The organism is Gemmatimonadota bacterium (assembly GCA_026705765.1).
Classification (GTDB): Bacteria; Latescibacterota; UBA2968; order UBA2968; family UBA2968; genus VXRD01.
This window is the reverse complement of the sequence record JAPPAB010000098.1, coordinates 1-14,746: the sequence shown is the minus strand read 5'-3', so window position 1 is coordinate 14,746 and position 14,746 is coordinate 1. Positions and strand designations below refer to the sequence as shown.

Sequence of the window (14,746 nt, the reverse complement as noted above, 5' to 3'; positions counted from 1 at the left end):
ATGGCTTGGGCCGACGGCCTCGACGACATCCCGGCCCTGCTTCCGGCGATAGCCAGGCAAGAAAATGGACCCGCCCTGCGTGATTTCATCATCAAATGTACTGCCCATACGCCCCAGACCAATAACCGCTGCTTTGTAAGACATCTTATGCCTCCAAAAATATACACATTATAACGCTTAGTTGCCAAATTGGTTGGCAAAAATCAGAAGATCTCCATCTTAAGGTCGGCAGTCAAACATTTGTCAAAGCGCGATGCCCAATATCCCTTCGGAAATAGGCCCTGTCAAAATCAATTTTGCCCACGGCTTCGTAAGTGCGATCGATAGAAGACTTAATAGTATCGCCCATTGCAGTAACGCCGAGAACCCGTCCGCCATTGGTAACGAGTTGACCGTCTTCGCGCGCCGTACCAGCGTGAAACACCATCACATCGCCCGGTGCCTCAGCGCGATCAATCCCGGAAATGGGAAAGCCGGTATCGTATGCTTCGGGATAGCCCCCTGAGGCCATAACCACGCAGGTCGCCGCCCGGTTGTCGAGTTCGATATCGAGATCCGCTACCGAACCATTGCACACAGCCTCGATGATATCGACGAAATCGGTTTTGATCAACGGGAGAACCACCTGCGTTTCCGGATCGCCCATGCGGCAATTAAATTCGATCACCTTTGGACCATCAGCCGTAACAATAATACCACCGTAGAGAATGCCTTTGTACGGACGGCCTTCTTGTGCCAGAGCGTGTACCGTGCGTTTCATAATGCGCTGAACAATATCGTCAAAAAGCTCCGGCGTAATAACCGGTGCAGGAGCATACGCACCCATACCACCCGTATTGAGCCCCACATCGCCCTCACCAATCGTCTTATGGTCTTGCGAAGGCACAACACAAACAACATTTTCCCCGTCTGAAAATCCAAATATCGACGCTTCTTCTCCCTCGAGCAACTCCATTGCAACCAGCTTATCACCCGATGCACCAAAAGCGCGTTGCACCATCACCTCATCCACAGTTTTGTAGGAATCTCTCAGCGTCTCACAATAAATCGCCCCTTTGCCCGCAGCGAGACCGCTCACCTTGAGATAGAGCGGGTGTTGCCACTCCCTGAGCCGTTCCCTGGCTATTTCAGCATCCACAAAAGTTTCGTAAGCACCGGTTGGAATATCGTATTTGTGCATAAGTTCAAGCGCGAAATCTTTGTCCGCTTCAATTTGCGCCGCTGCCTGTGTGGGACCAAAAACAGCGAGACTCCGTTGCGCGAAAACATCGACAATACCATCTGCAAGGGGAGCTTCGGGACCAATAACCGAAATATCAATACCTTCTCGTTGTGCAAAATCTGCCAGACCATTGAGATCGCTATCGGAAATATCAACACATTCGGCATATTGCGCCATACCTGGACTTCCGGGCGCCGCGTATAACCCGGTAATCTTATTGCTCTGGGCGAGCTTCCAGACAAAGGCGTGTTCGCGCCCGCCTCTACCAACGACGAGGAGTTTCATATGGCATTCTCCTGAGCGATTGTTTCTTCTTCGAGCACATCTTCTGGCGTTTGGGTAATCAGGGTACCGACATCCTCGCCCTCTACAATGCGGCGCATCATGCCTTTTTGTTCAAAGTCGAAAACGTGAATCGGCAAATGATGGTCACGTGCTAGAATCACTGCGGACTGATCCAGAGCACCCAGATTCTTTTGAATAATTGTATCGTGACTGATACAGCGATAGAGTTTGGCATTGGAATTTTTGTTCGGATCGTCTGTATAAATGCCATTGGTTTTGTGCTTGGCAAACAAAATGGCTTCTGCGCGCACTTCAAGGGCGCGTTGTACCCCGGGATAATCAGTGGTGAGAAAGGGATTGCCAATACCACCGGCAAAAATGACAATATACCCCTTATCGAGATGCCGAGCAGCAACCAGGCGAATAAAGGGTTCTGCAACTGCGTTAATCGGAATCGCGGTCATCACGCGCACCTCGGCATCACTTTTGGCATTGAGCACACCGCGCAGCATCAGGCTATTGATAATCGTGCCGAGCATGCCGATATTATCGGCTTCGGAGCGTTCAATACCCCACCGCACACTCTGCTCGCCCCGAAAAATATTGCCCCCTCCAATAACAATGCCGATTTCAATACCCCGGCTGTGAATATCGAGGATTTCGTCGGCAATATGTTCGAGTGCTTCCGGGTCAAATCCCGATTCCAAAGCACCGGAAACAGCACCACCACTGAGTTTGAGAACAACGCGCTTATACCGCATACAATCTGACTCCTCTAAAAAATAATAAATGTTGATGATAGCGTCTAAAATATATATCGAAGCGAGACATGGGGAAAGAGGAAAGACGTTGACATTTGAGTAATATTGAATTTACTTCAAACTTTGATCCGCCAGATTGTCGATCTGTGCTTTCTAGATCCTGGATAGGACAAACTAATGCCCTCAAACGATAACACTTACGTCGAATTTGAAAATGTCTGCAAAAGTTACGACGGACGCACACTAATTGTCCAGAACGTCAATTTCAGCGTGCGCAAGGGCGAATTTCTAACCCTGCTCGGCCCATCAGGGTCGGGGAAAACGACCTGCCTGATGATGCTCGCTGGCTTCGAAATACCCACATCGGGCAGCATCCGCATTGACGGACGTTCTGTACACGCACTGCCCCCGCGCAGGCGAGGTATTGGCATGGTATTTCAGAACTACGCACTCTTCCCACACATGACAGTGGGCGGCAACCTCGCTTTTCCTCTTGAAGTACGTGGTTTTGACCGCGAGCAGTGTCGCGAACGCGTGGCGCGTGCCCTGGACCTGGTTCGCCTCAGCGGCCTGGAAGACCGGCGCCCCAACCAGCTCTCTGGCGGTCAGCAACAGCGCGTGGCAATCGCCCGCGCACTGGTATTTGAACCCGATCTGGTGCTGATGGACGAACCCCTCGGCGCACTTGACCGGCGCCTCCGTGAGGAGATGCAGTACGAGATCCGCCGCATCCATCAGAGCCTCGGCGTGACCGTCGTTTACGTCACACACGACCAGCAAGAAGCCATGGTAATGTCGAACCGCATCGCTGTCTTGCGCGGGGGAGACATCCAGCAAATTGCCGAACCCGAGGCCCTCTACGAAGAGCCAGAGCGTTCATTTGTAGCCCGATTCATCGGCGAAAACAACCGCCTGCCCGGTCGCGTGACAAAAGTAAATGGGGACATTTGCGAAGTGGAAACCGGCGGCGAAATTATCCAGGCGTTGCGCGTTGCTCCCTGCCAGATCGGCGACGCCACCACGCTGTCGATTCGCCCAGAGCGCGTCGCCATAGAACCCGAACCTGGTCTGTACACCAATGAACTCGAAGCAAAAGTCGAGGACATCACCTTTTTAGGCGACCATCTGCGCCTTCGCCTGAACGTGTGCGAGTCCTTGGAATTCATCGCAAAAATACCCAATACCGTGGGACACGGAGCCGTGCTGAAAGGCGATAAAATTCGCATCGGCTGGACACCAACAGACTGCCGGGTGCTCGACCCGGACGACGAGGAGGATACGACATGAATACCAAACAGAGAAAGACATTATGCACCGCGGTAATAACCGCGCTGGCGATGTTGACTCTGGGCTGTGACATCTCAGAAGACCGACCGCTGACTGTGGTTTCCTGGGGCGGATCTTATGCACGCGCCTGCGTCAAAGGCTACCACGAAGCGTTCACCGCTGAAACAGGCATTAAAATCAACCTCGAAGACTACAACGGCGGGCTGGCACAAATCCGCGCACAGGTTCAAGCGGGCAATGTGCATTGGGATGTCGTCGATTTGAGATTCCCGACATGGGCGCAAGGCTGCGATGAGGGCCTGCTCGAACACGTTGAGATCGACTCGCTGCCACCGGGAGCCGATGGAACGCCTGCGGAAGAGGATTTTTTGTTTGGGACATCGACGGACTGTGGCGTGGCAACACTGTTTTACTCCACCATATACGCGTACAACGAGAAGAATATCCCGGGTGAAAAACCCACCACAATGGCCGACTTCTTTGACCTCGAAAAATTCCCCGGACGCAGAGGCATGCGCCGCACGCCTCTGGCAAACCTGGAATTCGCGCTAATCGCCGATGGCGTACCACTCAACAAAATATATCCCACACTCAATACCCCCGAAGGCATAGATCGCGCCTTCCGCAAGTTAGACACCATCAAAGACCACATCGTATGGTGGGAAGCCGGAGCGCAGCCACCGCAGATGCTCGCCGATGGCGAGGTCGTGATGTCCACGGCCTACAACGGGCGCATCTTCAATGCACAGGTATTGGAAGATCAGCCCTTTGTCATCGTATGGGACGGGCAAATACTGGATCTATCTGGACTTGCCATTGTCGCGGGAACGCAGAACCTCGAAGCCGCAAAGAAATTTCTCAATTTCGCCTCAACAGCGAAAGCCATGGCCGGTGTCGGCAGCCACATCGCCTACAGCCCCACGCGCCACTCTGCAGAGGCACTGATATCGAAACATGCCGAAAAGGATATCGATATGAACCCCCACATGCCCAACAACCCACAAAATTCCAAGCGCGCCCTGCGAAATGCCTGGGAATGGTGGAGCGTTCACATCGACGAAATGAACGAGCGATTCAGCACCTGGCTGGCTACTCAGTGAGGAATATGTCTGAACACTTATAGACAGATCTTCTACTCAAATGAGGAGGCATAACTTGAAGTGGAAAAACACGCGTAAAACGGCATTTTATCGAACTGTACTGACCGCGCTGGCAATATTGACCTCAAGTCTCGCAACTGCCAATGACCGACCACTGACCGTAGTTTCCTGGGGCGGATCTTATGCACGCGCCTGCGTCAAAGGCTACCACGAAGCGTTCACCGCTGAAACAGGCATTAAAATCAACCTCGAAGACTACAACGGCGGGCTGGCACAAATCCGCGCACAGGTTCAAGCGGGCAATGTGCATTGGGATGTCGTCGATTTGAGATTCCCGACATGGGCGCAAGGCTGCGATGAGGGCCTGCTCGAACACGTTGAGATCGACTCGCTGCCACCGGGAGCCGATGGAACGCCTGCGGAAGAGGATTTTTTGTTTGGGACATCGACGGACTGTGGCGTGGCAACACTGTTTTACTCCACCATATACGCGTACAACGAGAAGAATATCCCGGGTGAAAAACCCACCACAATGGCCGACTTCTTTGACCTCGAAAAATTCCCCGGACGCAGAGGCATGCGCCGCACGCCTCTGGCAAACCTGGAATTCGCGCTAATCGCCGATGGCGTACCACTCAACAAAATATATCCCACACTCAATACCCCCGAAGGCATAGATCGCGCCTTCCGCAAGTTAGACACCATCAAAGACCACATCGTATGGTGGGAAGCCGGAGCGCAGCCACCGCAGATGCTCGCCGATGGCGAGGTCGTGATGTCCACGGCCTACAACGGGCGCATCTTCAATGCACAGGTATTGGAAGATCAGCCCTTTGTCATCGTATGGGACGGGCAAATACTGGATCTATCTGGACTTGCCATTGTCGCGGGAACGCAGAACCTCGAAGCCGCAAAGAAATTTCTCAATTTCGCCTCAACAGCGAAAGCCATAGCGGGCGTCGGCCGTTACATCGCCTACAGCCCCACGCGCATCTCTGCAGAGGCACTGATATCGACACACGCCGAGAAGGGTGTGGAAATGAACCCTCACATGCCCAACAGCCCGCAAAATTCCAAGCGCGCCCTGCGAAACTCCTGGGAATGGTGGAGCGATCACATCGACGAAATGAACGAGCGATTCAGCGCCTGGCTGGCGCAGTGAGAGAGGTATCGCGGTGTACTAAAAAATGAAACCAGAGACAGACATCAAAACCACCATCCTCCGCCCGCGGTTGCGCGCTACGGGACTGGTGTTGCCATTACTGGCATTCATCGGCGTCACATTTATCGCGCCCCTGGCGACAATGCTCGTACACAGTGTGTACGATCCCACAGTCGCCAATGCCCTGCCCGAAACCCTCGGCCTTCTGAGGCAATGGGATGGAAAGAGCACACCCGACGAAGCAGTGTACGCAGCGGCTGCGCGCGAACTATTAAAGGCGCGCACAGATCGCTCGCTGGGTCGGGTCGCCACCCGCGTCAACCGCGTGCATCCAGGACTTCGCAGCGTTTTCACGCGCAGCGCGAGATCGTTGCAAAACATCCGCGAAGGTCCCTATCGCGACGCCATGATCGGCCTCAATACTGCATGGGGCGATGTGCAAACCTGGCACGCCATCCGCAGTGCTGGAGATCGTTACACCACGCGACACTATCTCAATGCCCTCGACCTGCAACCCCTGCCCGACGGATCCATCGCTCGCCAGCCCCCAGAACGCCGCATCTATCTCTCCCTCTTGTGGCGCACCTTTATCGTAAGCCTCGGCATCACCGCGATCTGCCTGCTGCTCGGCTACCCCATCGCCCACTTAATCGCGCATTCGCCTCCGCGCATTGCAAACCTGCTCCTCATCCTCGTACTCGTACCCTTCTGGACATCGCTCCTGGTGAGAACCACATCCTGGATCGTACTGCTCCAAACCCAGGGCGTAATCAACGACTTACTCGTCACAATTGGGCTAATCGGCGACGACGGCCGCCTCGCCATGATCTACAACATGACTGGCACACTCGTGGCAATGACCCATGTGCTCCTGCCCTTTATGATCCTGCCCCTATACTCCATCATGCGCGCCATCCCCCCGAGCCAGATGAGTGCCGCCGCATCGCTGGGAGCAAACGCCTTTCAGGCATTTTGGCGCGTGTACTGGCCACAGACGCTCCCCGGCGTAGGCGCTGGATCACTGCTGGTATTCATCCTCGCCATCGGCTACTACATCACCCCCGCGCTGGTAGGCGGCAGCACCGGGCAACTCATCTCCAACATGATCGCCTACCACATGCAGACCTCCCTCAACTGGAGTCTGGCCGGAGCACTTGGCGGCATCTTGCTGGTATGCGTGATCGCACTCTATCTGCTCTACGACCGCATAGTCGGCGTTGACCGCATGAAATTGGGCTAACATGATCTCGACACAACACATTGGCCGGGTCGCGTACCTGGCCTCCTGTACCCTGATCTTCGCGTTCCTGATCGCGCCAATTCTGGTGATCGTACCCCTGAGCTTCAATGCCGAACCCTACTTCACCTTCACCGAAGGCATGCTGCGCCTGGACGCCGAAGCCTATTCCCTGCGCTGGTACCGACAAATCATCGAAAACGAACTGTGGACGCGCGGGCTGGTCAACAGCCTGATCATCGGCATCGCCTCTACCTCGCTGGCAACCGCGCTGGGCACACTCGCCGCACTGGGGCTATCCAGTCCCGCCATGCCGGGGCGCCGCTTCGCAATGGCACTCTTGATCTCGCCGATGGTCACGCCGGTAATCATCTCCGCGGCGGGCATGTTCTTTTTTTACTCAACCCTGGGCCTCGCACAAACCCACATCGGATTGATCCTGTCCCACGCCGCACTGGGCACGCCATTTGTTGTAATCACCGTAACCGCTACCCTATCCGCCTTTGATACAAACCTCACGCGCGCTGCCGCAAGCCTCGGTGCCTCGCCGATCCTCACGTTCCGCAGAGTACAACTGCCGCTAATCGCACCGGGCGTTATTTCTGGCGCGCTCTTCGCATTTGCAACATCTTTCGACGAAGTAGTAGTCGTCCTTTTCATGGGCGGCATAGAACAGCGCACCATCCCGCGCCAGATGTGGGCGGGCATCCGCGAGCAAATCAGCCCGACCATCCTCGCCGTGGCAACATTCCTGATCGCCTTCGCCGTATTGCTACTGCTCACCGTCGAATGGCTGCGCCGCCGCTCCGCCACCTCTTCTCAAGCAGACTGAGATCAAAATGGCCGACTTACAAACAACAGTACGCGATATTTTGACCTTCATCCAGGATCGGTTGTATTTTAACCGGGCAGACCTGGAGATAGAAGGACAAAAACACAATGCCGCTTTGCTGCTCAGCACACTAACGGGACTATTAGGTGGCAAAATTCTGATCGTAGGCGAACCCGGCCTGGGCAAAACAACATCGGCAGAGTATATTGGCGCATTGCTATATCGCATGCCGTTGGGGGCTGTTTGGGAAGCCGAAGTAAGTGGCCATCCCGAACAGACCGAAGAAAAAATTGTCGGACGCCCAAACCTCGGCGCACTCAACCGCGGCGAAGAAGATGTGGTCTGGTCGGCATTTTCCGTCCTACCCGTCAAAGTCGTAGATGAAATCAACCGCCTGCCGGAAACCAAGCAGAGCTTGATCCTCAACGGCGTGGATCGCGGCAACTGGTCCTACTTGAACCAGATGCAAATCAACGAAGAATACTGTTTGTTCGCAACGGCCAACTATCAGGACCGCGGAACAAATACCATCGTTGTACCCCTTCTGGATCGCTTTGACGTGATGGTGGAATCCAAATATCCGGGTGCGAATCTATCCTGGATGATCGGCACCGAATCCTCTCCCGCGCATCTCCTGCGAGATCCTCAACGCGAGCAGGCACTCCAGGCGTGCCTGATCACCCCCAATGCCGAAGCAGAGATAGAAGCAATCTGCGAGGATTATGGAAAAGCGATCTCCGAGCGTTTGTCCGTACCCACCCTGGGGAAAACCGAGCGCGAAACGATCCGCAGTGAAATGAGCGCACTGCCTTTCCAGGCCGATGCCAGTGCCTATGTGCGAACCTTTTTGGCCGAATTGTCTTTCTGCTGCAAATACGGACAAAAACGCACAAATGAAATCTGTGGCGAAGGCTGTCATTACACGGGCTACCTGTGTTACGAAGTACAAACATGCCCGTCCAATCGCCTGCCCATCTCCATTCGGCGCTACGCACAGGCACTCGCCTGGGTGCTGCGCGACAAAGAAGTGGATATCGAACATATCCGCACGATATTGCCATACACATGTGCTCACCGCATCCAATGGAGAGACGAAGAAGAAACGCAAGACCACCGGGACGATGTATTGCCCATACACAGAGCGCGAGAAGCGGTGCGGCAAGTCTTTCGGCGCTATACCGAGCAAAACGAGCGCATCCAAACAGCTCTCATGACTGCCAATCGCATCTTAAATGGTGCCGACGAACAACCCATTCAGGGTGAACACCCCATTTACATGGAAATTATGCGCGACCTGGGACAAGAGCCTGTGCGTCCAGAATTTTCGTAATCCCAATTTTACAGAGTCTGACATGCGACAAAATCCATTTCGCGAGTTTGATCGAATTGCACCATCCGGTCTGACCCTTGAAAACACAGAGCGCGTCAACGGCTTACTATCTGCAAAGCGCAATCCCTTCGCCGAATTCGTCGAAGACACACGCAAAAAACGCGCCATGCCCATGGATGAAATTCTCGCATCTCACACCGCGGCAATGGATCGGTTGACGGCAGCTTACAGCACCCTGATTGACAAATGCGTCGGCGAGGGAGTCTGGCAAGCCGACCGCAAAACCATTGAATCAACATATGCTGCGGCATCGCAGATAGTGGAAAAAATTGATTGGGAAATGACCGACATCGAAGCATTTTGTGCACACGCCCTCCAAAGCAATGACGCGGCTTTCTTTGTCATGGAACCCCTCGGCTTGTTCTTATCGGCCTTTTGCAACGCATCGTCTCAGTCGGACATTCATCTCGATCTCACGGGTCACGACTTGCGCCTATCTCTCATGGGATATCGCCTCCGCAAAGACATCACACTGACAATTGTGGGCGATCTGGGCGACCTCACGGGCATTTCGCTCATGGGAGGCTATCTGAAGGTTGAGGGAAATGTCCGCCACTATCTCGGCGCGGGTATGATCGACGGACGGATTGCAGTCTCGGGAGACGCCGGCAGATCCATCGGCGAACAAATGCAAGCCGGCGAAATCCACATCAATGGACGCCTGGGAGGTGTGGGCAATGCCGAAGGTGGCGCGATTTATCACCGCGACCAGATGCTCAGAGGATCGACAAAATGAACTTCAACGACATCATCCAGCGCGTTTGGCCCGCTGTTCGCAAGCGCCATCTATTTCCCGAATTGCCGACGCCAGAAGTAATCGAAACAGGCGACGAAGCCGCGAGCATTCAAATGACGGACAAAGTGATCCAATTGAATGCCAATCGGCTGGCTGCCCTGGCGCAAGTAATGGACATAGAAGACGCCACCTCTGCACTACTGGATCACGGCGTGGGCCATCACACCGTTTGTCCCTGGGATTTTGAAACACACTTAAAGCTATATGCCGCGCTCAAACCCGTGTTATTGGATGGGGCGCTGGTCAAGCAGGTAGTCGAATATTTCTCGGACGTAGTGGTCGATACCCATGCTGTGCGCGAGCGCGAATCGAAATTATCCGAAATATATCGCCACGCAGAATCGAGTGAAGTGACAGACGTGATTCGAGCATTATATCAGCGTCTCTGGGGTGAAAATTTGGGCGTAGAAGACCGCGGCGAAGTAGATCGACTCGCGCGCATACCCTATCTGGACGCCTCGCAGTGGGGAGATAGCCTCAGAGCATTCGCACAGGTGATTGCTCCCTTAATCCAAAAAGAAATGGACGATGGAAATGGACAGGGTGGCATGATGGGCGATACCCAGCAGTATTCTGCAGGTGAACTCGCAGCGGGAATGGCGCAATTTGCCGAACAGGGATTTTACGCCTTTCGAGAAATGGTGCGCGATTTTGCCGACGAACTACAAGACGCCAACATGATGCCCGATATGGGCCGGGGCAAAGGCACGCCCTCGGATGCCGACCTCTTGTTTTACATGGCGCGCGCATCCGCATTTCGCCTGCCCGTGCAAACCATGCCCCTGGAAAAAGTGGGCGGATTACATCCGCATTCACATTCGCCCTGGGAAATTGGCAAACCCGTTCAGCACATCGATATATGGACGAGCTTTGGGCGCGTCATGCCGGGCATTTCCCAGATGTGGAACTGGCGAGATGGCGAAACCCACGGCGACGGCGACGGCATACCCGATTGTGTGGTCATCGTCGATTCCTCGGGCAGTATGGTCGATCCGTGTCGGGAAATATCCCACGCCGTCTTAGGTGCCGGATGCGCGGCTGATGCGTATTTGAGACGGGGCAAGCGCGTAGCTGTTTACAATTTTAGCGATGCACAGGCCGGCGGGAAAGAAGTGCTGGATTTCTCAAGAGATCGCAAGCGCGTATTCTTTGCACTGTGCCGCTACTTCGGCGGTGGAACCGCATTGCACTTGCCCGATCTGGAACCCCTTCTCAAAAATCATGTGGATATTTTTCTCATAACAGATATGCAAATCACCAACCTCGATGCACTGATGCAATTTCTGATCCAAAAAGAAAATCGGGTAACCGCTGTTCACGTAGCACAAAACCGGGATGTCCATCGATTTCGCCAGAGGACTGCCACCGCAGACCACATCTGTGTTTATGCAGTTGAACGCACAGAGGATATTCCAGATATTGTGCTATCAGAAGTAAAAACGCGATTTGGCGAATAGACGAATAGACGAATAGACGAATAGACGAATCCCACCCAACCACCCAAAACCTCTGGATTGCGGCTAAAATCATGCCGCAATGACGGCTTTCAGGTACATTAACTGTTTCATTGATTCTCTGATTCGTAGATTCGTAGATTCGCTGATTCGCTGATTCGCTAATTCGCTAATTCGTTGATTCGCTGATTCGCACCCTTTCATTCAGGAGAAAACATGAAGTGTCTTTTTGCCGTATGCATTGCCGCTGGCTTATTGGGTTGCCAGACACTGGAAAAACCCGAATTTGTAGAAGTCAACCTCGAGGACAAGCAACACAAGCTGAGTTATGCACTGGGCTTAAATTTATCTGAGCAATTGAAACAGCAACAGGGCATGGCGATTGATATGGATGTATTTGTACAGGGATTCAAAGATGGTTATTCTGGAGAATCCCCCTTGCTTTCCTCGGACGAAGCACTAAAATTTCTAATCGAGATACAGCAAGAGCAACGAGCACAACAACAGGCGGAGAAAAACAAAATGGCAGCAGAAAACAAAAAAGCTGGCGAGACTTTTCTCGCGGAAAACACGAAAAAAGAAGGCGTGGTGACATTGGACAGCGGCTTGCAATACAAAGTGATCAAAGCCGGTGACGGGCCAAAACCTCAAAAAACCGACGCAGTAGTATGCCACTATCGCGGAACACTGCTCGACGGCACGGAATTTGACAGTTCTTACAGCCGCGGGGAACCAGCGCAATTTCGCGTAGATCAACTCATTCCCGGCTGGACAGAAGCCCTGCAACTTATGCCCACGGGATCGAAATGGGAACTCTATATCCCATCCTATCTGGCCTACGGCGCGCGGCAAGCCGGGCAAATCAGTCCCAATTCAACGCTTATTTTTGAATTGGAATTGCTCGAGATCAAGTAGCGGGAATTGATTTTGAAGCTGAACATCCTGTATCGCGACGACGACCTGGTCGCCATTCAAAAACCCTGTGGCTGGTTTGTACACCAGACCCAACTGGACCGGTCGGCCATGTGTTGCATGCCCGTATTGCGAAATCAACTCGGGCAGTGGGTTTATCCGGTACACCGCCTGGATCGCGGGACATCGGGCGTTGTGCTATTCGCTCTTAGCCCTGAAATCGCACGCACATTGAGCGCTGCATTTTCAGCTCGAGAAGTCAAAAAAGAATACCTATCCGTAGTGCGCGGGTACTTGCCAGACAAAGGACGGATACACCACGCCTATTGCCCGCCCAACACATCGTCATCCGTCGAAGCCATCACCGATTTCCACTGCGAAGGCACCGTTGAACTACCATACCCCGTGGGGCGATATGAAACCGCGCGGTATTCGCTCATGCGCGCAATGCCAGTAACGGGTCGGCAACATCAGATCCGCCGTCACTGTGCGCATCTTCGCCATCCGATCATCGGCGATACGCGCTATGGCGACCGCCATCACAATCGCTTCTTTCAATCCCATTTTGAAATTGACCGATTGCTATTAATGGCCACCCGCATCGGTTTTGCACACCCCAAATCGGAGAAATGGACCGAAATCTCCGCGCCAATTCCAGGCCCAATTCATCGTTTATTTCAACAATTTGACTGGGAACCTGATCTGGAGGACAACTTATGAATGTACTGATAACAGGAGCCGAGAGCCATTTGGGACAGGCCATTGCCGGAGAATTGGCACCGGGCAACCAGTTGCGACTCTGGGGATCGGGCGAACCGCCTTCTAAACTCAGTGAAAACATCACCTATTTTGAAGGCGACATGCGCGACCCGGACACAGCGTGGCGTGCAGTGCGGAACATGCAGGCCATTATACACACAGGTGAGCCGCCTCCCAACCTGCCCGAAGACGATCTCGCCTGCGAACAAGAATTGTTGGACCTCGCAACCCGGGGCACCCATGTCTTATTCAAAGCCGGTATAGACGCCGGTATAAAACGTTTTGTATATGGAAGCACACTCCAAATATTTGAAGCCTATCCCGATGATGTGTATATCAGCGAAATGTGGCGCCCCATGCCATCCACGGACAAATTTCAGCTCACGCGCTATCTCGGCGAAATGACAGCGCGCGAATTTGCGCGCGATTTTCCCGTAGCCGTCACAGTATTGCGCCTGGGCAAGCTAATAGCAGAAGAAGACGCTTCCACTCAAGAGCCAGACCTCATGTGGGTCGATTATCGCGATGCAGCGCGGGCATTTCGCCTATCTCTCAATCGCGATGCACAGTCCGAACTGAAGTGGAACCGGCGATTTGCCCTCCATCACATTTGTGCGGACATTCCAAACCCAAAATATCTGGTCGGCCAAATTAGTGGACCTCTGTTGCGAGGATTTCAACCGCAACACAACTTTGAAGCCATCTGGCGTGGAGGTGACGCGTGAAAAAAGTACTTTTGCTGGGCGCTTCGGGACTAATTGCCCCCAATATCATACCGGATATGGAATCGCATTGCGATTTCACATTGGCCGATATAAAGCCCTATCCGGATGGTAGGCCCATTGAACATGTAGATATGCGCGAGTACGACCAGGTGCGCGATGCCATGCAGGGCATGGACGCGGTGATGAATTTCACTGTAAATCGCCCCGATCCCATCTTGAGCTTTCACGTCAGTACATTGGGCGCATTGCATGTCATGAAAGCCGCCGCCGAATTGGGCATCAAAAAAGTGGTGCATACGGGACCGCAACTGGTGCGGAGTGATTACGATCAGGATTTTGAAATCACCGATGTCCCCCGCGCCCCCGGCACCGGGTATTACGGCATAACCAAAATGCTCAGCTACGAAATTTGTCGCACATATGCGAGAATTTACGATATACAGACAATCTGCTTTGTATTCAACGGCCTGGGACTGGAGCCGAGTGAGCCGATCAAAGGCGAAGACTTCCCCCCATTTCGCATATTCTGGAAAGACCTGGCCCATGCGTGTTGCCTCGCATTGGATATCGAATCCGTGCCGGATAATTATCAGGAATTCAACATGGTGAGCATGACAGCGCACCAGAAATACACCACGGAAAAAGCACAACGCATTCTGGGTTACGAACCGGCTGAACGCTGGGAAAATTATTACAAACGCGACGTGTGATTTATATGTCCTCTTCCAAAACAATTTTCCAAAAAAACCGCAAAGTCATCCCCGGCGGCGTAGTATCAGTCAACCGCGCTGTCACACCGGAAATCGCCTTTGTGCGCGGGCAGG

General features: G+C 53.4%; 14 protein-coding genes. 12 read left to right on the top strand and 2 right to left on the bottom strand.

Features of this window, described 5'->3' with window-relative positions; translation table 11 throughout:
- Positions 1–232: 232 nt before the first annotated feature.
- Together purD and pyrH are read right to left on the bottom strand one after the other, a co-directional pair.
- Positions 233–1,507, bottom strand: coding sequence for a phosphoribosylamine--glycine ligase (gene purD / locus OXH16_12690; GenBank protein ID MCY3682252.1), 1,275 nt, complete (start codon positions 1,505–1,507; stop codon positions 233–235).
- Complete coding sequence (gene pyrH, locus OXH16_12685) at positions 1,504–2,268, bottom strand: UMP kinase (GenBank protein ID MCY3682251.1); 765 nt, start codon at positions 2,266–2,268, stop codon at positions 1,504–1,506. Before pyrH ends, purD begins: the two co-directional genes overlap by 4 nt.
- 177 nt (positions 2,269–2,445) lie before the next feature.
- On the opposite strand from pyrH, the gene OXH16_12680 reads away from it, so the two are divergent.
- From OXH16_12680 to OXH16_12625, 12 genes are all read left to right on the top strand, one after another.
- Entirely contained in the window at positions 2,446–3,555 is a 1,110-nt protein-coding gene (locus tag OXH16_12680) for an ABC transporter ATP-binding protein (protein MCY3682250.1), read from the top strand.
- Positions 3,552–4,655: an ABC transporter substrate-binding protein gene (locus OXH16_12675; protein ID MCY3682249.1), complete on the top strand. Its 1,104-nt coding sequence runs from the start codon at positions 3,552–3,554 to the stop codon at positions 4,653–4,655. Before OXH16_12680 ends, OXH16_12675 begins: the two co-directional genes overlap by 4 nt.
- Positions 4,656–4,710: 55 nt before the next feature.
- Positions 4,711–5,817, top strand: coding sequence for an ABC transporter substrate-binding protein (locus OXH16_12670; GenBank protein ID MCY3682248.1), 1,107 nt, complete (start codon positions 4,711–4,713; stop codon positions 5,815–5,817).
- 25 nt (positions 5,818–5,842) lie between these two features.
- Positions 5,843–7,057 (top strand): ABC transporter permease, encoded by a 1,215-nt coding sequence (locus OXH16_12665; protein ID MCY3682247.1) that lies wholly within the window; start codon positions 5,843–5,845, stop codon positions 7,055–7,057.
- A 1-nt stretch (position 7,058) separates the two neighbouring features.
- The gene (locus tag OXH16_12660; protein ID MCY3682246.1) at positions 7,059–7,886 is read left to right on the top strand and encodes an ABC transporter permease; all 828 of its coding nucleotides are present in this window, start codon (positions 7,059–7,061) and stop codon (positions 7,884–7,886) included.
- 7 nt (positions 7,887–7,893) lie between these two features.
- Positions 7,894–9,216, top strand: coding sequence for an AAA family ATPase (locus OXH16_12655; GenBank protein ID MCY3682245.1), 1,323 nt, complete (start codon positions 7,894–7,896; stop codon positions 9,214–9,216).
- Between the two features lie 22 nt (positions 9,217–9,238).
- Entirely contained in the window at positions 9,239–10,012 is a 774-nt protein-coding gene (locus tag OXH16_12650; protein MCY3682244.1) for a hypothetical protein, read from the top strand.
- A complete protein-coding gene (locus tag OXH16_12645; GenBank protein MCY3682243.1) occupies positions 10,009–11,529 on the top strand; it encodes a hypothetical protein in 1,521 nt (506 codons plus the stop codon). Before OXH16_12650 ends, OXH16_12645 begins: the two co-directional genes overlap by 4 nt.
- A 213-nt stretch (positions 11,530–11,742) precedes the next feature.
- Entirely contained in the window at positions 11,743–12,441 is a 699-nt protein-coding gene (locus OXH16_12640) for an FKBP-type peptidyl-prolyl cis-trans isomerase (GenBank protein MCY3682242.1), read from the top strand.
- 12 nt (positions 12,442–12,453) lie between these two features.
- Positions 12,454–13,158, top strand: coding sequence for a pseudouridine synthase (locus OXH16_12635; protein MCY3682241.1), 705 nt, complete (start codon positions 12,454–12,456; stop codon positions 13,156–13,158).
- Positions 13,155–13,922 carry an NAD(P)-dependent oxidoreductase gene (locus OXH16_12630; GenBank protein MCY3682240.1) on the top strand — a complete coding sequence of 256 codons (768 nt, stop codon included), beginning with the start codon at positions 13,155–13,157 and terminating at the stop codon, positions 13,920–13,922. The genes OXH16_12635 and OXH16_12630 overlap by 4 nt, the downstream gene beginning before the upstream one ends.
- Positions 13,919–14,632 carry an NAD(P)-dependent oxidoreductase gene (locus OXH16_12625; GenBank protein MCY3682239.1) on the top strand — a complete coding sequence of 238 codons (714 nt, stop codon included), beginning with the start codon at positions 13,919–13,921 and terminating at the stop codon, positions 14,630–14,632. The genes OXH16_12630 and OXH16_12625 overlap by 4 nt, the downstream gene beginning before the upstream one ends.
- Positions 14,633–14,746 lie beyond the last annotated feature (114 nt).

What these genes read in the sequence shown, in the direction of transcription:
- purD (MCY3682252.1), bottom strand. Translation starts at nt 1,507, where the DNA reads ATGAAACTCCTCGTCGTTGGTAGAGGCGGGCGCGAACACGCCTTTGTC.
- pyrH (MCY3682251.1), bottom strand. Translation starts at nt 2,268, where the DNA reads ATGCGGTATAAGCGCGTTGTTCTCAAACTCAGTGGTGGTGCTGTTTCC.
- OXH16_12680 (MCY3682250.1), top strand. Translation starts at nt 2,446, where the DNA reads ATGCCCTCAAACGATAACACTTACGTCGAATTTGAAAATGTCTGCAAA.
- OXH16_12675 (MCY3682249.1), top strand. Translation starts at nt 3,552, where the DNA reads ATGAATACCAAACAGAGAAAGACATTATGCACCGCGGTAATAACCGCG.
- OXH16_12665 (MCY3682247.1), top strand. Translation starts at nt 5,843, where the DNA reads ATGAAACCAGAGACAGACATCAAAACCACCATCCTCCGCCCGCGGTTG.
- OXH16_12660 (MCY3682246.1), top strand. Translation starts at nt 7,059, where the DNA reads ATGATCTCGACACAACACATTGGCCGGGTCGCGTACCTGGCCTCCTGT.
- OXH16_12655 (MCY3682245.1), top strand. Translation starts at nt 7,894, where the DNA reads ATGGCCGACTTACAAACAACAGTACGCGATATTTTGACCTTCATCCAG.
- OXH16_12650 (MCY3682244.1), top strand. Translation starts at nt 9,239, where the DNA reads ATGCGACAAAATCCATTTCGCGAGTTTGATCGAATTGCACCATCCGGT.
- OXH16_12645 (MCY3682243.1), top strand. Translation starts at nt 10,009, where the DNA reads ATGAACTTCAACGACATCATCCAGCGCGTTTGGCCCGCTGTTCGCAAG.
- OXH16_12640 (MCY3682242.1), top strand. Translation starts at nt 11,743, where the DNA reads ATGAAGTGTCTTTTTGCCGTATGCATTGCCGCTGGCTTATTGGGTTGC.
- OXH16_12630 (MCY3682240.1), top strand. Translation starts at nt 13,155, where the DNA reads ATGAATGTACTGATAACAGGAGCCGAGAGCCATTTGGGACAGGCCATT.